The sequence below is a fragment of the Micromonospora sp. HM134 genome, from assembly GCF_007833915.1.
GTDB lineage: Bacteria > Actinomycetota > Actinomycetes > Mycobacteriales > Micromonosporaceae > Micromonospora > Micromonospora wenchangensis.
This window is the reverse complement of sequence record NZ_CP041061.1, coordinates 872,092-892,712: the sequence shown is the minus strand read 5'-3', so window position 1 is coordinate 892,712 and position 20,621 is coordinate 872,092. Positions and strand designations below refer to the sequence as shown.

Genomic DNA, 20,621 nt, shown 5'->3' with positions numbered 1-20,621 from the left:
GGTGGGTGAGGGATGGCGCACATCTCGGTTCGGCATCGGTCGACGGGAGGTGAACGGCCAGGTACACACCGTTCGGCCCGGCGGTGGGTACGGTCGGATAGCACAAAGGTCCGCCGCGTCGGGTTTCGCATCGGGCGTCGGAACCAGCAAGATAGAGACGTTGTGTCCCAGCCCCCTCGACTTTCCCGGTGGCTTTTCCTGTGACTCAGATCCCGACGTGGAGCGGCGGACCAGTGAGTCCTCCCAACGGACGCGCAGCACCCGGCACCACCATCGGCGGCCGGTACGAGTTGCGCTCCTCGGTGGGCAACGGCGGCATGGGCACGGTCTGGCGCGCGACAGACACCCTGCTGCGACGTGACGTGGCGGTCAAGGAGGTCGTCCTGCCGCCGGGGCTGGCCCCCAGCGACCGGGACGCGATGTACGAACGCACGCTGCGCGAGGCGCGCGCCGCCGCCGCGATCCAGCACCCGGCCGTGGTCCAGGTGTACGACGTGGTCACCGAGGGTGGCCGGCCGTGGATCGTGATGGAGCTGCTGGACGCCCGCAGCCTCGCCGACATGGTGATCGAGGACGGCCCGGTGGCCGGCCGCGCGGTCGCCAAGATCGGCATCGCGCTGCTCGGCGCGCTGGAGGTGGCGCACGCCAACGGGGTGCTGCACCGCGACGTCAAGCCGGCGAACGTGCTGATCTGCACCGACGGCCGCTGCGTGCTCACCGACTTCGGGGTGGCCCGGATGCCCACCGACGTCCAGCTCACCACCCCCGGGATGGTGCTGGGCTCGCCGCACTTCATCTCCCCCGAGCGCGCCATGGGGCAGGATTTCGGCCCGCCCAGCGACCTGTTCTCGCTCGGCGTGACCCTCTACACCGCGGTCGAGGGGCGTCCCCCGTTCGACAAGGGCGACCCGATCGAGACCATGCACGCGGTCGTCGAGGACCCGCCGGCCACCCCGCAGCGCAGCGGCCCGCTGACCCGGGTGCTGATGGGCCTGCTGGAGAAGGACCCGGCCCGCCGGCTCGACGTGCACACCGCGCGGGCGATGCTGCGTGAACTGCTCGCCGGCCCGCTGACCAGCACCGCGACGGCGGTCAACTCGATCACCGACCCGTACTCGGTGGTGCCGGTGCAGCGCCCGTCGGGGCCGCCGGCCATCGCCGCGCCGCCGGCCGAGCCGAAGCCGAGCGGGCAGATCGGCGGCCGGGCGATGCTGGCCGCCGGTGAGTCGCTGACCGACCGGCTGGCCAAGCTGCGCCGGGGCGAACGGCCCAAGCCGGCGGTGACCTCCGCCGCCGCCCTCGACGACACCAGCGCCGACGCGCTCGCCGGCCCGCTGCACACCCCGACCGGCGCGATGCCGGCACCGACCGGGCCCACGGCCGGCACGCTGCCGACCGGCCCGACCGCCGGGACGTACGGCCGGACCGAGGCCACCCAGCGGATCACCCCGGACGCCACCCAACGGATCACCCCGGGCACCCCGGAGGCCACCCAGCGCATCGGTGGCGGCACCGCCGACGCCACCCAGCGCATCGGCGGCCACCCGGACGCCACCCAGCGCATCGGGGCGGACGCAGGCCGGTCCGGTTACGGGACGGCGGAGCCGACCCAGGCCATCTACGGCGGCAACGCCGAGCCGACCCAGGCGGTGTACGGCGGGCAGTGGTCCATCCCCGGCACCGGCCAGTCGTGGACGTCGCCGCCCCCGCCGCCGGGCGGGGCCGACGGTGGCCCGCTCGGCCGGGCGAAGGGTGCCGGCGGTCGTCTGGTCGGCACGGTGAAGGGCTGGCCGCGCAAGCTCCAGCTCGCGGCGGCCGGCGGCGTGGCCGTGGTGCTGCTGATCGGCGCGGTGGCGCTGTTCAGCGGCGGCGATCCGGAGCCGACCCCGCCCCCGCAGGCCGGCCCGAGCGCCCCCGCCGCCGATGGCGGTGCGCTGCCGCCGATGCAGGAGCACAGCGCCCGGGGCATCCGGGTGAACGTGCCGAAGGGCTGGCAGCGGGCGACCGGCGGGGTCTACATCGACTACGTCGACCCTCAGGACAAGGGCCGCAAGGTACGCATCCTCACCGAGAAGTTCGGCGGCTCATCGAGCCGCTGGGTCGAGGTGGCGGCGGACGGACTCCGCAAGCGGACGAGTTCCTGCGCCAAGCCCTACGAGCAGTTGGCGATGGGCGAGAAGGACCTGGCGGGCAAGTCGGCCGCCGAGTTCGAGTACACCTGCGGCGAGGGCGGCGACAAGCGGCACGGGGTGTGGCGTGGGGTGGTGCACGAGGGGAAGGTCTACTCGTTCTATCTCACCGCCAACGACGCCAAGTTCGCCGAGAGCAAGCCGATCTTTGACGAGATGGTCAAGTCGTTCCAGCTCACCGGGGCGAGCTGAGCCGGCTCGCGCGGCGGGCCGGTCCGGCCCGCCCGGCGGGGTGATCCGGGTCGACCGGACGTGGTGATCCGCCGCCGTGCTATCAAGGGGCATGGCGGCGGAAAGCACTGACCTCGACCGGATGCGCGACCAGGCCCGACGCTGGCTCGACGACGACCCCGACCCGGCCAGCCGGGACGAGCTGCGGGCCGTGCTCGACCGGCTGCCGGCCAGCGCGCCGGAGCTGGCCGACCGGTTCGCCGGCCCGTTGACCTTCGGCACGGCCGGGCTGCGCGGCCCGCTGCGCGCCGGGCCGAACGGCATGAACCTCGCGGTGGTCACCCGGGCGGCGGCCGGGCTGGTCGGCTGGCTCGCCGCCGAGGGCGGCGACGGTCCGCTGGTCATCGGGTACGACGCCCGGCACGGTTCCCGGGAGTTCGCCGAGCGCACCGCCCGGGTCGCCACCGGCGCGGGCCGGCCGGCGCTGCTGCTGCCCCGGCCGCTGCCCACCCCCGTGCTGGCCTTCGCGGTGCGCAAGCTGGGCGGGGTGGCCGGGGTGATGGTCACGGCCAGCCACAACCCGCCGCAGGACAACGGCTACAAGGTCTACCTGGGTGCCCAGCTCGGTGGGGCGCTCGGCGCGGGGGCGCAGATCGTGCCGCCGGCCGACGCCGGCATCGAGGCGGCCATCCGGGCGGTCGGCCCGCTGGCCCAGGTGCCGCTGGGCCCGCCCGGCCAGGTGCTCGGCGACGACCTGGTCGCCGCGTACGTGGAGCGGGCCGTCGCGGTGATCGCCCCGGGTGGGCCGCGTGACCTCCGGGTCGCGTACACCCCGCTGCACGGGGTGGGGGCGGCGGTGCTGACGGCGGCCTTCGCCCGGGCGGGTTTCCCGACCCCGGGGGTGGTGCCTGATCAGGCGGAGCCGGACCCGGCCTTCCCCACCGTCAGCTTCCCCAACCCGGAGGAGCCCGGCGCGGTGGACCGGTTGGTCGCCCTCGCCGACGCCACCGACGCCGACCTGGCGATCGCCAACGACCCGGACGCCGACCGCTGCGCGGTGGTGGTCCGCGAGCCGGCCGGCACCGGGACGGGGTGGCGGATGCTGCGCGGGGACGAGGTGGGGGTGCTGCTCGCCGACCACCTGATGCGGCGCGGCGTCGACGGCCTGTACGCGACCACGATCGTGTCGTCGTCCCTGCTCCGGGCGATGTGTACGGCCCGGGGCCGGGCGTACGACGAGACGTTGACCGGGTTCAAGTGGATCGTCCGGGCCGGGGGTGGGACGCCGCCGCTGGCGTACGGCTACGAGGAGGCGCTCGGCTACTGCGTGGCCCCCGACCACGTACGCGACAAGGACGGCATCACCGCCGCGCTGACCGTCGCCGAGCTGGCCGCCGGGCTGAAGGCGCAGGGGCGCACCCTGACCGACCGGCTGGACGAGCTGGCCGCCGAGTTCGGCGTGCACCACACCGACCAGTTGTCGGTCCGGGTGGACGACCTGCGGATCATCGCCGACGCGATGGCCCGGGTCCGGGCGGCCACCCCGACCACGCTGCTCGGTGCGCCGGTCACCGAAGCGCGGGATCTGCTGCCCGCCGCCGACGTGGTGATCCTGCGTACCGCCGCCGCCCGGGTGGTGATCCGTCCCTCGGGCACCGAGCCGAAGCTCAAGGCGTACCTGGAAGTGGTGGAGCCGGTCGCGGAGGGGGACGTGCCGGCGGCCCGGACCCGGGCGGCGGCGGCGCTCGCCACGCTGCGCGCCGAGGTCGCCACCGCTCTCGGCATCTGACCCCGCCCCTGCCGCGTCTCCTGCCGCACGGTTCGCCGCGCGGCCAGCGCATGATCAACTCAACGTGGCCGATATAGCGGTATCCGAACGGGGTGGATACCGCTATATCGGCGACAGCGTGCGGCGTCACCCGCCGAATTGGCCGAATCGGGCCGACCGGGATAGGGCGTTCTCGGCCGGGACGCGGCGCAGCCTGCCGCACGATCAACTCGATGTGGTCGATATAGCGGTATCCGCGCCTGGGGATGCCGCTATATCGGTGACACGGCGCAACTCTCCCCCGAATTCCGCGCACGACCCGAGTGGGTTGTCGAATGGGGGCGACTCGGGCCGGCCCGTCGACCGGGAACCAGCAGCGCTCCGTGGCGGGCGTGCAGGTCCTCGGCGGCAGCGCCGACCGCTCCCGGGAACACCTCAAGGCGCACGTGCGATCCCACCTCGGGCTGGTTGGGCAGCCTGCCGAGGGCGGCGGGACGGGTCGCGGTCGGGACCGGCGACCTGGGACCAACACCGATATCACCGGATGTCACCTCTTGCACACCAACCGCTTGCGTGATTAGCATCAGCGCATCGATCTCGCCATTTTCCTGACGTCACCGGTATGCGTTCTCTCTGATGTTGCATCGGCGGCGAACCGTTGTTTCATTCCAGACGGAAAGGTGTTGCACGGTGCGTGAAACAAACAGTTCGACCGTGCCGCGACGGCAGCTCGGCAGGCTGCTCACTCAATTGCGGGAGGACGCCCGGCTGAGCATCGAGGCAGCGGCCGGGGAGCTGGACTGCTCACGACAGAAGCTCTGGCGCATCGAGCGGGGCCTCACGTCGGCCAAGATGCCGGACGTCCGGGTGCTCTGCGAGCTTTACCAGGCCACCCCCGACCAGACGAGCGTGCTGCTGGGGCTGGCCGAGGTGAGCCGGGCCGAGGGGTGGTGGCACGCCCACGGAAGCGCCGTGCCGGCCTGGTTCTCGCTCTACGTCGGCCTGGAGAACGTCGCCAGCAGCATTCGTCATTACAACGCCGAGCTGGTGCCGGGGCTGTTGCAGACTCCCGGCTACGCCACCGCGCTCTTCCAGCACAACCGGCCCGAACTGGGCGAGGAGGAGCAGAAGAGGGCGGTGAGCTTCCGCGTCCAGCGGCAGGGGCTGCTGGCCCGGCGGCTCCCACCGGCCCCCACGCTGACGGTGATCCTCAGCGAGGCGGTGCTGCGCCGCCCGGTGCCGGGCCGGTCGGTGATGGCCGACCAACTCCGGCACCTGGTGGCCGTCGGCGAGCGGCACAACATCACGATCCGGGTGCTACCGCTGGCCGCCGGGCCACCGCTGGCCGCCGACGCCGGCACCTTCGTGCTGCTCGACTTCCCACCCTCGGCGCTCGGCAGCCCGAGCGAGCCGCCGACCGTCTACGTCGAAGGGCTCACCGGCGCGCTCTACCTCGACCAGCCGGCGGAGATCGCCGCCTACGAGCGGGTCTGGAAGGGGCTGGATTCCCTCGCCCTCGACGCGGGACAATCGACCGAGCTGATCGACGCGATCCGGGGAGAATGCCATGCCTGACCTGACCGACGCCCGCTGGCGCACCAGCACCCGCAGCGGCACCAACGGCGGCGACTGTGTCGAGGTGGCCGACAACCTCCCCGGCATCATCGGCATCCGGGACAGCAAAGACCCGACCGGCCCGGCCCTCACCGTCCCACCCACCGCCTGGTCCGCCTTCGTCACCGACGTCAAGGCTCACCGGCTCACCCGCTGACGGCCGGCCCCCGCTCGTCCGCTGCGGCGGCCCCACCCGCCGGGGCGGCCGGCTCAGCCCACGGTGCGCTTGCCGAGCGCCTGGTCGACGGCCTGCCCGAGGGCGGTGACCACCAGGGCCACCGAGGGGCGGACCACCGACTCCTCCAGGCTGATCGTGCCGGAGAAGCCGGCCCCGCCCGCGATCTCCTCCAGCCGACGCCGGGCGTCCTGCGCGGCGCTGCCGTCCAGGCCGAGCGCCGGCTCCATCCGCAGCACCGCCACCAGCGTGGCCAGCGCCGCCGTCCGCTCGTCGGGGAGCTGCTCGCCGGCCAGCGCCTCGGCCAGCCGCCGCCGGCTGTCCTGCTCCACCGACGGGTCGGTGGTCGGGTAGCGGTGCACCACGATGAAGTCCAGCTCGGTCTCTTCGACGTCGCGCACCACACCCCGCTCGACCAGGTCGCCGAGGATGCGGTCGCGCAGGCCGTGCCGCAGACGCTGCACCCAGGAGGACGGGCTGTGCGGGGTGTCGGCGGCCAGCCGGCCCAGCACCCCGTCCAGGATCGGCTCGCCGACCGGCGTCGGGTCGGTCACCGCCAGGTTCCCATCGACGTACGCGATCCGGCCGGCGAGGGCCAGCTCGACCAGGACGGCGGCGGCCATCCCCAGGTCGAGGCTGATCCGGGGCATGGTCGCCTTGCCGGTCTCATCGTCATACGCGAGGAGCAACAACTCCTCGGCCAGCGCAACACCAGTCATGGCCCGAGACGGTAGCGCCTGAACGCACCCCGCGCTCCCCGACTCGCTCTCCGTGGGAAGGCAACCCCCCACGGCCGGTCGACCGCTTCCCCGCGACCCGCCCGCCACCCGCCTGCTGACGCCGGGCGCACCAGCGGCGGGCAGGTCAGAAGCGGGGCATTCCGCCGAACTGGCGGTCACCGGCGTCACCGAGGCCGGGAACGATGAACATGTTGTCGTTCAACCCCTCGTCGATCGAGGCGGTGACCAGCCGCAGCGGCAGGCCCGACCGTTCCAGCCGGGCGATGCCGACCGGCGCGGCGAGCACGCAGAGCACGGTGATGTCGGTGCAGCCCCGGTCGGCGAGCAGCCGGCAGCAGTGCTCCAGCGAACCGCCGGTGGCCAGCATCGGGTCGAGCACCAGCACCGGCAGCCCGGTCAGGTCCCGGGGCAGCGACTCCATGTAGGCGCGCGGCTCGTACGTCTCCTCGTCGCGGGCCAGGCCGACGAAACCCATCGACGACTCGGGCAGCAGCCCGAGGGCGGCGTCGGCCATCCCGAGGCCGGCCCGCAGCACCGGCACCAGCAGCGGCGGGTTCGCCAACCGGGTGCCCTCGGCCCCGGTGACCGGGGTCTGCACCGGGTACTTCTCGACCGGGAAGGTGCGCGCGGCCTCGTACACCAGCATGGTGGTGAGTTCGTGCAGCGCGGCCCGGAACGACGACGAGTCGGTCCGGGCGTCCCGCATGGCGGTCAGCCGCGACTGGGCGAGCGGGTGGTCAATGACGTGTACGTCCACGATCGCTCAACCTACCGGTCCCGGTCGGCCGGCAGTACGGGTGCGCGGCGGGCGGCGACGTCGCTCACCTCCGGCCCGGCGGGCGGGCCGGTCGCCCCGAGGCACTGTGACCAGGATCACCCGACTCGCGGCTGCGTAGTATTCGGGGCATGACGGCGACAACGACGTCGGCCCGGTCGGACCTGTCCGAGCTGGGGCGATCCGAGACCGCTTTGCGGACCTTCCTGCACGGCCTGCCCGGGGTGGACCAGGTCGGCGCGGAGCAGCGGGCGGCACAGCTCGGCACCCGCTCGATCAAGACCACCGCCAAGGCGCAGGCGATCGACCTGGCCATCCGGATGGTCGACCTGACCACCCTGGAGGGGGCCGACACCCCGGGCAAGGTCCGCGCCCTGGCCGCCAAGGCGCTGCGCCCCGACCCGGCCGACCCGACCTGCCCGCACGTCGGCGCGGTCTGCGTCTACCCGGCGATGGTCCCGTACGTGGCCGAGGTGCTGCGCGGCAGCGCCGTGCACCTGGCCAGCGTGGCGACCGCGTTCCCGTCCGGGCAGGCGCCGCTTGACGTCAAGCTCGCCGACACCCGGGCGGCCGTCGCCGCCGGGGCCGACGAGATCGACATGGTGATCAACCGGGGCGCGTTCCTGGCCGGCCGCTACGCCGAGGTCTACGACGAGATCAAGGCGGTCAAGGAGGCCTGCGGCGCTGCTGATGGCGGTCGCCAGGGGCGACCGGCAGCCCACCTGAAGGTGATCCTGGAGACCGGCGAGCTGGCCACCTACGACAACGTCCGGCGGGCCTCCTGGCTGGCGATGCTGGCCGGCGGCGACTTCATCAAGACCTCCACCGGCAAGGTCCCGGTCGCCGCCACCCTGCCGGTGACCCTGGTGATGCTGGAGGCGGTCCGCGACTTCCGGGCCGCCACCGGGCGGCAGGTCGGCGTCAAGCCGGCCGGCGGGATCAAGAACACCAAGGACGCCATCAAGTACCTGGTGATGGTCAACGAGACCGTCGGCAGCGACTGGCTCGACCCGGACTGGTTCCGGTTCGGCGCGTCCAGCCTGCTCAACGACCTGCTCATGCAGCGCACCAAGCTGACGACCGGCACCTACTCCGGTCCCGACTACTTCACCCTGGACTGAGCATGATGTTCGAATACGCCCCTGCGCCCGAGTCGCGCGCGATCGTCGACATCAGGTCGTCCTACGGGCTGTTCATCGACGGCGAGTTCGTCGACGGCGAGCAGCTCGACAAGACGGTCAACCCGGCCACCGAGGAGGTGCTCGCCGAGGTCACCTGGGCCGGCACCCAGGACGTCGACCGCGCGGTCCGCGCCGCCCGCAAGGCGTACGACAAGGTGTGGGGGCCGATGCCGGGCCGGGACCGGGCCAAGTACCTGTACCGGATCGCCCGGCTCATCCAGGAACGCTCCCGCGAGCTGGCGGTGCTGGAGTCGCTGGACAACGGCAAGCCGATCCGGGAGTCCCGGGACGTCGACCTGCCGCTGGTCGCCGCGCACTTCTTCTACTACGCCGGCTGGGCCGACAAGCTGCCGTACGCCGGCTTCGGCGCGGACCCGCAGCCGCTCGGGGTGGCCGCGCAGGTCATCCCGTGGAACTTCCCGCTGCTCATGCTGGCCTGGAAGGTCGCCCCGGCGCTCGCCGCCGGCAACACGGTGGTGCTCAAGCCGGCCGAGACCACCCCGCTGACGGCGCTGCTGTTCGCCGAGATCTGCCAGCAGGCCGACCTGCCGGCCGGCGTGGTCAACATCGTCACCGGCGCGGGCGACACCGGCCGGGCGCTGGTGGAGCACCCGGGCGTGGACAAGGTCGCGTTCACCGGCTCCACCGAGGTCGGCAAGGCCATCGCCCGGTCGGTGGCCGGCACCGGCAAGAAGGTCACCCTGGAACTGGGCGGCAAGGCCGCCAACATCGTCTACGACGACGCGCCGGTCGACCAGGCCGTCGAGGGGATCGTCAACGGCATCTTCTTCAACCAGGGCCACGTCTGCTGCGCCGGTTCCCGGCTGCTGGTCCAGGAGAACGTCGCCGAGCAGGTGCTCGACGCGCTCAAGCGGCGGATGGCGCTGCTGCGGGTCGGCGACCCGCTGGACAAGAACACCGACGTCGGGGCGATCAACTCGGCCGCCCAACTGGCCCGCATCCGGGAACTCTCCGACGCCGGGGCCGCCGAGGGCGCGCAGCGCTGGTCGCCGCCGTGCGAGCTGCCCGACCGGGGGTTCTGGTTCGCACCGACGATCTTCACCGGGGTCACCCAGGCGCACCGGGTGGCCCGCGAGGAGATCTTCGGCCCGGTGCTGTCCGTGCTGACCTTCCGCACCCCGGCCGAGGCCGTGGAGAAGGCCAACAACACGCCGTACGGGCTGTCGGCCGGGATCTGGACCGACAAGGGCTCCCGCATCCTGTGGACCGCCGACCGGCTGCGCGCCGGGGTGGTGTGGGCCAACACGTTCAACAAGTTCGACCCGACCTCGCCGTTCGGCGGCTACAAGGAGTCGGGCTACGGCCGCGAGGGTGGCCGGCACGGGCTGGAGGCGTACCTCAATGTCTGAGCGGGTCGCGGTACGCAAGACGTACAAGCTCTTCATCGGCGGGAAGTTCCCGCGCAGCGAGTCGGGACGGTCGTATCTCGTGCAGGACTCGAACGTGTCACTGGCCTCCCGCAAGGACGCGCGGGACGCCGTCGTCGCCGCCCGCGCCGCCGTCAAGGGGTGGGCCGGCGCGACCGCGTACAACCGGGGTCAGATCCTCTACCGGGTGGCCGAGATGCTGGAGGGCCGACGCGAGCAGTTCGTGGCGCTCGGCGTCCCCGGCGACGAGGTGGACGCGGCGGTCGACCGCTGGGTCTGGTACGCCGGCTGGGCCGACAAGCTCCCCCAGGTGTACGGCGGCGCCAACCCTGTCGCCGGGCCCTACTTCAACCTGTCTGCGCCCGAGCCGACCGGGGTGGTGGCCGTGGTGGCCCCCGAGTCCCCGGCGCTGCTCGGCCTGGTCAGCGTGATCGCCCCGGCCATCGTCACCGGTAACACGGTGGTGGTGGCGGCCTCCCCGGCGGCGCCGCTTCCGGCGGTGACCCTGGCCGAGGTGCTGGCCACCTCCGACCTGCCCGGCGGGGTGGTCAACCTGCTCACCGGCCGGATCACCGAGACCGCGCCGACGCTGGCCGCGCACCTCGACGTCAACGCGATCGACCTGGCCGGGGTGGCCGACCGGGAGTTGGCGACCGACCTGGAGGCCAGGGCGGCGGAGAACCTCAAGCGGGTGCTCCGGCCGGCCCCGGCCGACCACGACTGGACGGGCGACCCGGGCCTGCGCCGGATGACCGCGCTGCTGGAGACGAAGACGGTCTGGCACCCCAAGGGGGTGTGATCACGGGTGTCCTGCCGTGGAAGGGGTTCTACTACGGGGGGTAGGATTACCTGGTGACTCGGCTGGGCGATCTTGAGCGGGCGGTGATGGACGTGCTCTGGGACGTGGTCCCGGGCACGTCGGACGGGGTGACCGTACGCGAGGTCGCCGAGGCGCTGGACGGGCGCGAGTTGGCGTACACGACGGTGATGACCGTGCTGGACCGGCTCGCCGGCAAGGGCATGGTGCAGCGCGAACGCGAGGGGCGGGCCTGGCGTTACCGGGCCGCCGCCAGCCGGGAGGCGCACATCGCCCAGCTCATGCTCGACGCCCTCGACCTCGGTGGCAGCCGGGACGCCGCGCTGGTGCGTTTCGCCCGCTCGGTGACCGGCACCGAGGCCGAGGTGCTGCGGGCGGCGCTCGGTGCGGAGGCGGGGCTGGCCGGACCCGCACCGGCCGGACCCGACGCCGGGTCGACCGGGGCCGGGCTGACCGACCGGGTCGGGGACCCGCGCGCCGGCCGACCCAGGGCCGTCGACGAGGCCACGGACCGGTAGGGCGACCGCCGTGGCGTACGCCGTGCACTTCGCCGGGGCGGTCCTGGCCTGCTGGCTGACCGCCCAGGTGCTGGCCCGCGCCACCTGGACGTGGCGGGCCCCCCGGGTCGCGATCGTCTGCTGGCAGGCGGTCGGGCTGGCCCTCGGCCTGTCCGCGATGGGCCTGCCGATGGCGCTGGGGCTGACCGCGTACGACCGGCCGACCGGCGGGGCGCTGCTGGCCCTCGCCGACGACCTGGCCCACGGCACGCTGCCGGCCGGGGTGACCGCCGTCCACCTGGGCCTGGTGGGGGTCGGTTTCGGCATCGGCGCGGTGCTGCTCGGCACCACCGTCCGCAGCGTGCACTCCACGGTGCGGGCCCAGCGTCGGCACCGGGACCTGCTCACCCTGGTCGCCCGCCGGGACCCGGCGATCCCCGGCGCGCTGGTGCTCGACCATCCCGGCGCCGCCGCGTACTGCCTGCCCGGGGTACGGCCCCGGGTGGTGGTCAGTGCCGGCACCCTCAGCCTGCTGGACCGGGCCGAGTTGGCGGCGGTGCTCGCCCACGAGCGGGCGCACGCCCAGGAGCGGCACGATCTGGTGCTGTTGCCGTTCACCGCGTTGCGCCGGGCGCTGCCGTGGTTCCGCTGGGTCGGTGCCGCCCACGAGCGGGTGGCCCTGCTGGTCGAGATGCGCGCCGACGACAAGGCCCGTGCGCTGCATGCCGAGGCTCCGCTGGCGGGCGCGCTGCGCCGGTTCGCCGCCGCCGGGCACCGGATCGCCCCGGCCGGCACGCTGGGTCTCGGTGACCGGGACCTCGACGTCCGGGTGCAGCGGCTGTTGGTCGCCGACCGGCCGCCCCGGCTGCTCGGTGCCGTCGCGCTGGCGGTGACGACCACCCTGGCCGCCCTGCCGATCTCGCTGTTCCTGAGCTGACACCGCCCGCGTCGGCCGGCGGTTCCGCACGCACCTATAGGTAGGCAAGCTACGTGTAGCATCGCTACGACAAGCGGGACTACCTCTGGAGAGGTTCATGGACACGCTGCTCCTCGCGCGCCTCCAGTTCGCCACCACCACCTCGATCCACTTCCTCTTCGTGGCGGTCACCCTCGGCCTGGTCACCCTGCTGGTCGGGCTCCAGACCACCTGGGCGCTCACCGGGGACCCGAAGTGGGAACGGCTGACCCGGTTCTGGGGCCAGCTCTACGTGATCAACTACGTGCTCGGCATCGCCAGCGGCATCGTGCTGGAGTTCCAGTTCGGGCTGAACTGGAGCGGGCTGTCGCGCTACGTCGGCAACGTCTTCGGGGCCCCGCTGGCGATCGAGACGCTCGTGGCGTTCTTCCTGGAGTCGACGTTCCTCGGAATGTGGATCTTCGGCTGGCACCGGTTGCGGCGCGGCGTACACCTGGCGCTGCTCTGGGGGGTCGCGCTCACCGCGTACGCCTCGGCGTTCTGGATCATGGTGGCGAACGCCTGGCTCCAGCACCCGGTCGGCTACCGGGTGCGCGACGGGGTCGCCCACCTGACCGACTTCGGAGCGCTACTCACCAACCCCACCCTCGGCATGGCGCTGGGCCACGTGATCGCCGCCAGCCTGCTCACCGGCGGCATGCTGATGGCCTCGGTCAGCGCCTGGCACCTGATCCGGCGGACCACCGACTTCGCCCTGCACCGCACCGCCCTGCGGATCGGGCTGGTCACCGCCGCCCTGTCGGTCAGCCTGGTACAGGGGTTCGGCTTCGCCCAGTTCGGGCCGGTCGGCGAGCTGCAACCCACCAAGTTCGACGCCGGCCCGACCGCCGACGCCCGGATCGCCGAGTGGACCACCCGGTTCGGCCCCGGTGACTACACCCCGCCGGTGCTGTCCAACGTCGGGCTCGGCTTCATGATCCTGATCGGGTTCACCCTGGGCTGCGTCTGGCTGCTGCTGCCGCTGCTCTGGCGGGACCGGCTGATCCGGCTGCGCTTCCCGCTCTGGCTCGTCCTGCTCGCCCTGCCGCTGCCGTTCGTCGCGGTGCTCCTCGGCTGGCTCGCCCGCGAGGTCGGCCGACAGCCCTGGGCCGCGTACGGGCTGCTCCCCACCGACCAGGCCGCCTCCCGCGTCGACCCGGGCCTGATGCTCGCCTCGCTGATCGGCTTCAGCCTGCTGCTCGGCGCGCTCGCCGTCACCAACTGGACGCTGCTCGCCCGGCACGCCGCCCGGGGTGCCGTCGACCCGGCGCTCGGCCGCCCGCCCGGCACCCCCGACGACGAGCGTCGGCCCACCCCCGCCTTCGCCTGAGAGGACCCCCGATGCCCCTGCTCTGGTACGCCCTGCTCGGCCTCTTCTTCGCCGGCTACCTCGTCCTCGCCGGCTCCGACTACGGGGTGGGGCTGCTGCTCGCCCGGCGCGACACCCCGGCCGCCCACCGCGCCGGGCTCACCGCGCTCGGCCCGTTCTTCCTCGGCAACGAGGTGTGGCTGGTGGCCGCCGCCGGCATCCTCTTCGGCGCGTTCCCCACCCTGGAGGGTGAACTCCTCTCCGGCCACTACCCCGCCGTGGCCGGGGCACTGGTCGGGGTGATCCTGGTCACCACCGGGGTGCAGCTCCGCAGCCGGCCGACCGGCCCGGCCGCCCGCCGTGGCTGGGACCGGGTGATCGTCGCCGGCAGCGCGCTGGCCGCCTTCGGCTGGGGTGCCCTGCTCGCCGGGCTGCTCCAGGGCCTGCCGATCGACGCCACCGGCCACGTCGCCGGCCAGACCCACCTGGCCACCCCGTTCGTCGCCGCCACCGGGCTCGCCCTGCTCACCCTGGCCGCCGCGCACGGTGCGACGTTCCTCACCCTGCGCCTGCCGGCCGCCGACACCCCGGCGACCGCCCGGCTGGCCCGCCGGCTGCTCGGCGGGGCGCTCGCCGCGGTCGCCACGGCCACCGCGCTGGGCCTGCTCTCCGACCGGGTACGCGCGGCGACCCGCCAGCCGCTGCCCGCCGTACTCCTGGTGGTGGTGCTGGTCGGGGCGCTGCTGGCGGCCCGCGCGGCGCTGCGCCGGGGTCGGCCCGGGGTGGCCCTGGCCGCCACCGGCGCGGCCCTCGCGCTCCCGGTGGCCCTCGTCGGTGCGGCCCGCTGGCCGGCCGTGCTGGTCTCCACGGTCGACCCGGCGGCCACCGTGACCGTCACCGACGCGGCGGCCAGCGGGCCGACGTCGCAGCTGCTGGGCTGGCTGCTGCTGCCCCTCCTGCCGGCCCTACTAGGCTTCCAGGCGATGAGCTGGTGGGTGTTCCGGGGACGGACCGACGGCAGGGCACCGGTGTACTGGTGAACCGCCGTCCCTTCGACCCGCGTCTGCTGCGCCGGGTCCCTGCGGCCCGGCGCGACCTCGCCGTGCTCGCGGCCCTCGGCGGGCTCACCGCGCTGCTGGTCGTCGGGCAGGCCACCGCCCTGGCCACGGTGCTCGCCGCCGGCATCGGCGGCCGGCTGGACACCGGCGCGCTGGCCGGCTTCGTCGCCGCCGTCGGCGGCCGGGCCCTGGTCACCTGGGGGCAGGGCACCGTCGCCGCGCGGGCCGCCGCCACCGTCAAGGCGACGCTCCGCGCCGACCTGCTCGCCGCCGTCGGCCGGCACGGGCCCGGCTGGGTCGCCGGCCAGCGGGCCGGTCAACTCGCCACCCTCACCGGGCGCGGCCTCGACGCCCTGGACGCCTACTTCACCGGCTACCTCCCCCAGCTCGTGCTCAGCGTCACCGTGCCCGCCGCCGTGCTGGCCCGGCTGGTCTTCGCCGACTGGAGTTCGGCCCTGATCATCGTGCTGACCATCCCGCTGATCCCGGTCTTCGGCGCGCTGCTCGGCTGGCAGGCCCAGGCCGCCACCGAACGGCAGTGGCGGCGGCTGTCGATGCTCGGCGGGCACTTCCTCGACATGGTCGCCGGGCTGCCCACCCTGCGCGCGTTCGGCCGGGCGCGGGCGCAGACCGGGGTGGTCCGCCGGATGGCCGACGGGCACCGGGTCGCCACCATGAAGACGCTGCGGATCGCCTTCCTCTCCGCGCTGGTGCTGGAGCTGGTCGCCACCCTGTCGGTGGCGCTGGTCGCGGTGCCGGTCGGCATCCGGCTGCTCGACGGCGGGATCACCCTGGCCACCGCGCTGCTGGTGCTGCTGCTCACCCCGGAGGCGTACCTGCCGTTGCGGGCGGCCGGCAGCCGTTTCCACGCCAGCATGGAGGGGCTCACGGCGCTGGACGAGGCACTGACCGTCTCCGCCGTACCCGCCGGCCCGGTCGGTGGCGGCCCGGCGGCCACCGGCCGCGCCCGGACGCCGTCCGGCGACGGCGAGATCGTCCTCTCCGGCGTCACCGTCGCCTACGAGCGGACCACCGCCCTGCGGGACGTCACGCTCACCATCCGGCCCGGCGAACGGATCGCCGTCGTCGGGCCGAGCGGCGCCGGCAAGAGCACGCTGCTCGGCCTGCTGCTCGGCTTCGTCACCCCGACCGCCGGCCGGATCACCGTCGACGGCACCGACCTGGCCGACGTCGACCCCGAGCAGTGGCGGCGGCAGATCGCCTGGGTGCCGCAGCGGGCCCACCTGTTCGCCGCCTCACTGGCCGACAACATCCGGCTCGGCGCGCCCGACACCCCCGACAACGACCTGGCCCGCGCGGTCACCGACGCGGCGCTGGACGAGGTCGTGACCGCCCTGCCCGACGGGCTGGGCACCCTGCTCGGTGAGCGCGGCCACGGGCTGTCCAGCGGCCAGCGGCAGCGGGTGGCCCTGGCCCGCGCCTTCCTCCGGGACGCCCCGCTGGTGCTGCTCGACGAGCCGACGGCCCGGCTCGACACGGCGAGCGAGACGATCGTCCTGGACGCCACCCGGCGGCTGGTCGCCGGGCGTACCGCCCTGCTGGTGGCGCACCGGCCGGCCCTGCTGGCCGACGCCGACCGGGTGCTGCACGTCGCCGCCGGCCGGGTCACCGAGCTGACCCCGACCGCGGAGGCCGGCCGGTGAGCGCCCGCCCGACCACCCCTCCCCCCGGCGCGGCAGGCCGGCCGACGAACACCCGACCCGACCCTGTCACGCGCCCCGAACGGGTGGTGCTGCGGCTGGCCCGGCCGTACCTGGGCCGGCTGGTCGGGGCCGGGCTGCTCGCGTCGGCCACCGAACTCGCCGGCCTGGCCCTGATGGCCACCGCCACCTGGCTGCTGATGAGCGCCGCCGGCCAGCCACCGCTGGACCGGCTCACCGTCGCCATCGTCGCCGTCCGGGCGCTGGCGATCAGTCGGGGGGTGCTGCGCTACACCGAACGGCTCGCCGGTCACGACGCCGTGCTCCGCATGATCACCGACGTCCGGGCCCGGGTCTTCGCCAGCCTCGCCGCCCGTCGGGGGCCGGCCGGCCAGCGCAGCGGGGACGCCCTGAGCCGGCTGGTCTCCGACGTCGAGGCGGTCCAGGACCTGCTGCTGCGGGTGCTCGTGCCCGGGGCGGCGGCCGCCCTGGTCGGGGTGCTGGCCGTCGGCGGGGCCGCGCTGGTCTCGCTGCCCGCCGCCAGGGTGCTCGCGGTCGGGTTGCTGGTCGCCGGGGTGGCGTTGCCGGTGCTGGCCACCGCGCTGACCCGCCGGGCCGCCGACGAGGTCGCGCCGCTGCGCGGCGCGCTCGCCACCGACGCCGTCGACCTCACCCACGGTGCCGCCGACCTGGCCGCCTTCGGGGCCACCGACCAGGCGCTGCGGGCCGCGACCCGGCGCGCCGACCGGTTGGCCCGGCTGGAGCGCCGGCTCGCCGTGACCGGGTTCGCGGTGGACGCGGCCGGGGTGCTGGTGGCCGGGCTGACCGCCGCCGGGGTGGTGCTCGCCGCGCTCCGCGCCGACGTGCCCGGGGTGCTGGTGGGCGTGCTCGCCGTCGGCACCCTCGCCGCGGTGGAGATCGCGTTGGCGCTGGTCGGTGCGGCACGTCAGCACACCCAGCTCCGCGCCGGCCTGGCCCGGGTGGCCGCCCTGCTCGACGACGCCCCCGGCGTCGACACCGACGGTGACCCCGGGGCCGGGTTCGGTCGGCAGCGGTCGACGGCGGGACCCGGCACCGATGCGGCGGACGGTGGCCCGGTGGACGCGACCACGACGGGGCTCGACGTGCGGTTCGACGGGGTCGTCGTCCGGTACCGGGAGGGGGCCGCGCCCGCGCTGGCGGGGTTCGACCTCGACCTGCCCGCCGGACGCCGGATCGCGGTGGTCGGGCCGAGCGGGGCGGGCAAGAGCACCCTGGCCGCCGTGCTGACCGGGGCGGTACGGCCCGACGCCGGCCGGGTCACCCTCGCCGGCCGGGACGTCTCGGCGTACCCGCCCGGGGAGTTGCCCCGGGCGGTCGGTGGCCTGCTCGCCGAGGCGTACGTGTTCCACGCCTCGGTCCGCGAGAACCTGCTGCTCGGCCGGCCGGACGCGGACGAGGCGGAACTGGTCGGGGCGACCCGCGCCGCCGGCCTGCTGGACTGGGTGCGGGAGCAGCCGGACGGCTGGGACACCGTGGTCGGCGAGGAGGGCGGTCAGCTCTCCGGTGGTCAGCGGCAGCGGCTCGCGCTGGCCCGCGCCCTGCTCGCCGCGCCCGGCGTCCTGGTGCTGGACGAGCCGACCGAGGGGCTCGACCCGGTCGCCGCCGACGCGGTGCTGGCCGGGACGCTGGCGGCCACCCCCGCCGGACGTTCGGTGCTGGTGATCAGTCACCGGCTCAACGGCCTGGCCGGGCTGGACGAGATCGTGGTGCTCGACGCCGGGCGGATCGTCCAGCGGGGACGGCACACCGACCTGGTCGCCACCCCCGGCTGGTACCGGGACCAGTGGCTGCTCCAGGCGGCCGCCGAGCGCGGCTACCTGGCCCTGACGCCCTGATCCGGCGCGGCATCCGGGGGCCGGCCCCGGAGCGCGGGTCCGGGGATCTCCCCGACGCGCGGGCGCACCGGCGCGTGACAGGGTGGTGCCATGCGTGCCTGCGACGGGATGGGGATCGACGAGCGGCTACGGGATCTGGGGTCCCGGCTGCGGGGTCCGGCGCGGCTGCGGACCGAGCTGCTCCGCGAGGTACGGGACGCGCTGGACGACGCCGCCGGGGCGTACCGGGAACGGGGGCTGCCGGCGCGGGAGGCCGAACGGCGGGCCGTGGCCGACTTCGGGACGCCGGCCGACCTGGCCCCGGCGTACCAGGCGGAACTGGCCGCCGGGGCGTTGCGTGGGCTGTCCCGGCGGGCGCTGCTGATCGCCGTGGTGCTGACCCTCGGCGGCGACCTGACCTGGCGGGGGTCGAGCTGGAGCGGCGGGCCGCCCCCGCCGCCGGGCTACCAGGTGCTCGCCGCCTCGATGGACGGGATCTGGCTGGTCGTGGCCGGGTTGGCGTTGGCGGCCCTGCTGGGCGGGCGGTGGGCGGCCCGGCGGGGCCGGGCCACCGTGCCGGTCGAGCGGCTGCTCGGGCTCGGGCTGGCCGGCACGCTGGTCGTCGGCGCGGTCGCCGGGGTGGCGCTGTTCGCCTGGTCGGTCGGGCTGTGGGACGCGGCCCTGACCTGGCCGCCGATGATCGTCGGATCGGTGCTGGCCGGCGCCGCCTACTTCACGCTCTTCCGGGCCACCCGGCTGTGGCTGGTGGCCGCCCGCTGACCCCGCCGTCCCGGGAACGGGCCACCCGGCTGTGGCTGGTGGTCGCCCGTTGACGCCGCGCCCGGCGACGGACCACCCGGCCGGCACCGGGTCGGGCCGGCGGAGGCGGACCGGGCGGGGTCAGGCCGGGGCGGGGGGTGGGGCGGCGGGGTCGAGGAACCGGCCGACGGTCGCGCTGAACGCGCGCCAGCCGGCCCGTTCGCCGGCCAGTGCCGCCCGGCCGGAGTCGGTGAGCCGGTAGGTGCGCCGCTCCCGACCGTTGACGGTGCTCCACGAGCTGGCCACGTGACCGGCCCGTTCCAGCCGACGCAGCGCCGGGTAGATGGTGCCGGTCGGCAGGTCGAGCTGCCCGTCGCTGCGGGCGCGCAGGGCCTCGATGACGGCGTAGCCGTGCAGTTCCCCCTGCTCCAGCACGGCCAGGAGCAGGGCGTCGAGGTGGCCGTGCAGCGCCTGAGCCTTCATGTGTAGTTACGCTACTTGTCAACCCGCCGGACCGCCAGCGGGACACGGGCCCCGGACGCCGTCGAGGTGCGGGTTCGCAGTGCCGTCGAGGTGCGGGTTCGCGGCGGCCCCGGGGTGCGGGGTCCGCCGACGCAGGGACGCCCATTAGGGTATGTGCCCAGAGTCACTCGGCGACCGCGAGGCCGCCGGGTGGGCAAACCCGACGCACACGGAGGTCAGCGTGGCCCGCCAGTCGCCCCAACGGCCCGACGCCGACGAACCCGAGCTCGACGACACCGATGGGCCGGCCGGGCCCGACGTGGAACCCGGCCCGGTCGACCGTTCGCTCTGGGACGAGCTGAACATCGATCCGGTCGAGATCGCCCTGCCCGCCGGCACCGGCTTCACGCTCCGGGCGTACCGGCCGGCACGCGAGCTGACCCCGACGGACGTCGTCGAGCGCGACGAGGACGACCCCTTCCTGGCCCGGCGTCAGGTCGTCGAGGCCGAGGACGACGACGAGGTGATCATCCTCGACGAGGAGTTCGCCGCCCTCACGGCGGAGGACGACGGAGCGGACGCCAAGGCCGAGGGCGACGGCAAGCGGACCGACCGCAAGCGCGACACCGCCGACCCGGACACCGACACCGCCGACCCGGACGCCGAGGCCGACGCCACGGACGACGACGCGGACACGGACACCGACGGCGACGACGAGGGCGACGAGGAGGTGCCGGTCTTCCTGAGCCACAAGGGCCGGCTGCTGCTGTTCAAGACCCCCGAGTCGCTGGTCAGCTTCGTCCGCTCCGGCGCACCCAACGACATGTCTCAACTGGACGGTTGGAATGAACTGTCCGAACGGGTGGAGCCCGCCGACATCGCCCCGCGCGACGAGGACACCTACGAGCTCGACCTGGTCGTGGAGAACCTGCGCGGCGGGCACGACACGTGGGACCCCACCCTGCTCATCGAGGCCGGCGAGGTCGCCCGCGACCTGTCGTACGCGCTGCGGCTGCCCGCCGTGCTGGACATGCTCTCGGCCGGTTCCAGCCTGGACGACCTCGACGAGGCGCTGCGCGCTTCTGTCAACGGCGGAGTCGGTGGTTTTCTCGGCCGTAGGCGGCTGAAAAAAATCGGGGCCCAGACCGCAAGCTTGGGATGGCGCACCATTGTCGGCAAGATCTCTGCCGTCGTGGACTGGCGCGACTGACCCCGAGCGGGGAGCATCAGTGGCTGGCAGTGAATA

At 74.5% G+C, this 20,621-nt stretch carries 18 protein-coding genes; 15 read left to right on the top strand and 3 right to left on the bottom strand.

Annotated features, from left to right (window positions below):
* Positions 1-200 precede the first annotated feature (200 nt).
* From FJK98_RS04350 to FJK98_RS04335, 4 genes are all read left to right on the top strand, one after another.
* Positions 201-2,381, top strand: coding sequence for a serine/threonine-protein kinase (locus FJK98_RS04350; RefSeq protein ID WP_168222609.1), 2,181 nt, complete (start codon positions 201-203; stop codon positions 2,379-2,381).
* A gap of 91 nt (positions 2,382-2,472) precedes the next feature.
* Positions 2,473-4,149: a phospho-sugar mutase gene (locus tag FJK98_RS04345; protein WP_145917869.1), complete on the top strand. Its 1,677-nt coding sequence runs from the start codon at positions 2,473-2,475 to the stop codon at positions 4,147-4,149.
* Positions 4,150-4,842: 693 nt separating this feature from the next.
* Positions 4,843-5,703: a helix-turn-helix domain-containing protein gene (locus FJK98_RS04340; RefSeq protein ID WP_370516999.1), complete on the top strand. Its 861-nt coding sequence runs from the start codon at positions 4,843-4,845 to the stop codon at positions 5,701-5,703.
* Entirely contained in the window at positions 5,696-5,899 is a 204-nt protein-coding gene (locus FJK98_RS04335) for a DUF397 domain-containing protein (protein ID WP_145917867.1), read from the top strand. The genes FJK98_RS04340 and FJK98_RS04335 overlap by 8 nt, the downstream gene beginning before the upstream one ends.
* A 53-nt stretch (positions 5,900-5,952) precedes the next feature.
* On the opposite strand, the gene FJK98_RS04330 is transcribed toward FJK98_RS04335, so the two are convergent.
* A complete protein-coding gene (locus FJK98_RS04330; protein ID WP_145917866.1) occupies positions 5,953-6,636 on the bottom strand; it encodes a GPP34 family phosphoprotein in 684 nt (227 codons plus the stop codon).
* A gap of 145 nt (positions 6,637-6,781) precedes the next feature.
* Positions 6,782-7,414 carry a uracil phosphoribosyltransferase gene (gene upp / locus FJK98_RS04325; protein WP_145917865.1) on the bottom strand — a complete coding sequence of 211 codons (633 nt, stop codon included), beginning with the start codon at positions 7,412-7,414 and terminating at the stop codon, positions 6,782-6,784.
* A 149-nt stretch (positions 7,415-7,563) separates the two neighbouring features.
* Here upp and deoC point away from each other — a divergent pair, with 149 nt between their 5' ends.
* The 10 genes from deoC to FJK98_RS04275 all read left to right on the top strand — a co-directional run bounded on the left by deoC (position 7,564) and on the right by FJK98_RS04275 (position 18,934).
* Entirely contained in the window at positions 7,564-8,553 is a 990-nt protein-coding gene (gene deoC, locus FJK98_RS04320; protein WP_145917864.1) for a deoxyribose-phosphate aldolase, read from the top strand.
* A gap of 5 nt (positions 8,554-8,558) precedes the next feature.
* Entirely contained in the window at positions 8,559-9,983 is a 1,425-nt protein-coding gene (locus FJK98_RS04315) for an aldehyde dehydrogenase family protein (RefSeq protein WP_145922563.1), read from the top strand.
* Positions 9,976-10,800, top strand: a complete 825-nt coding sequence (locus tag FJK98_RS04310; protein ID WP_145917863.1) for an aldehyde dehydrogenase family protein — start codon at positions 9,976-9,978, stop codon at positions 10,798-10,800. The genes FJK98_RS04315 and FJK98_RS04310 overlap by 8 nt, the downstream gene beginning before the upstream one ends.
* A 53-nt stretch (positions 10,801-10,853) precedes the next feature.
* A complete protein-coding gene (locus tag FJK98_RS04305) occupies positions 10,854-11,336 on the top strand; it encodes a BlaI/MecI/CopY family transcriptional regulator (RefSeq protein WP_145917862.1) in 483 nt (160 codons plus the stop codon).
* A gap of 10 nt (positions 11,337-11,346) precedes the next feature.
* On the top strand, positions 11,347-12,252 hold the full coding sequence (locus FJK98_RS04300) for a M56 family metallopeptidase (protein WP_145917861.1): 906 nt from the start codon (positions 11,347-11,349) through the stop codon (positions 12,250-12,252).
* Between the two features lie 97 nt (positions 12,253-12,349).
* Positions 12,350-13,600, top strand: coding sequence for a cytochrome ubiquinol oxidase subunit I (locus tag FJK98_RS04295; RefSeq protein WP_145917860.1), 1,251 nt, complete (start codon positions 12,350-12,352; stop codon positions 13,598-13,600).
* A gap of 11 nt (positions 13,601-13,611) precedes the next feature.
* Positions 13,612-14,619: a cytochrome d ubiquinol oxidase subunit II gene (locus FJK98_RS04290; RefSeq protein WP_145917859.1), complete on the top strand. Its 1,008-nt coding sequence runs from the start codon at positions 13,612-13,614 to the stop codon at positions 14,617-14,619.
* On the top strand, positions 14,616-16,301 hold the full coding sequence (gene cydD, locus FJK98_RS04285; protein WP_145917858.1) for a thiol reductant ABC exporter subunit CydD: 1,686 nt from the start codon (positions 14,616-14,618) through the stop codon (positions 16,299-16,301). The genes FJK98_RS04290 and cydD overlap by 4 nt, the downstream gene beginning before the upstream one ends.
* On the top strand, positions 16,298-18,175 hold the full coding sequence (gene cydC / locus FJK98_RS04280) for a thiol reductant ABC exporter subunit CydC (RefSeq protein ID WP_145917857.1): 1,878 nt from the start codon (positions 16,298-16,300) through the stop codon (positions 18,173-18,175). Before cydD ends, cydC begins: the two co-directional genes overlap by 4 nt.
* 90 nt (positions 18,176-18,265) lie before the next feature.
* Complete coding sequence (locus FJK98_RS04275; protein WP_145917856.1) at positions 18,266-18,934, top strand: permease prefix domain 1-containing protein; 669 nt, start codon at positions 18,266-18,268, stop codon at positions 18,932-18,934.
* Between the two features lie 120 nt (positions 18,935-19,054).
* On the opposite strand, the gene FJK98_RS04270 is transcribed toward FJK98_RS04275, so the two are convergent.
* The gene (locus tag FJK98_RS04270) at positions 19,055-19,396 is read right to left on the bottom strand and encodes a PadR family transcriptional regulator (RefSeq protein WP_145917855.1); all 342 of its coding nucleotides are present in this window, start codon (positions 19,394-19,396) and stop codon (positions 19,055-19,057) included.
* Positions 19,397-19,547: 151 nt separating this feature from the next.
* Between FJK98_RS04270 and FJK98_RS04265 the strand changes: the two genes are divergently transcribed.
* Positions 19,548-20,585, top strand: a complete 1,038-nt coding sequence (locus FJK98_RS04265; protein WP_145917854.1) for a DNA primase — start codon at positions 19,548-19,550, stop codon at positions 20,583-20,585.
* Positions 20,586-20,621: the final 36 nt, after the last annotated feature.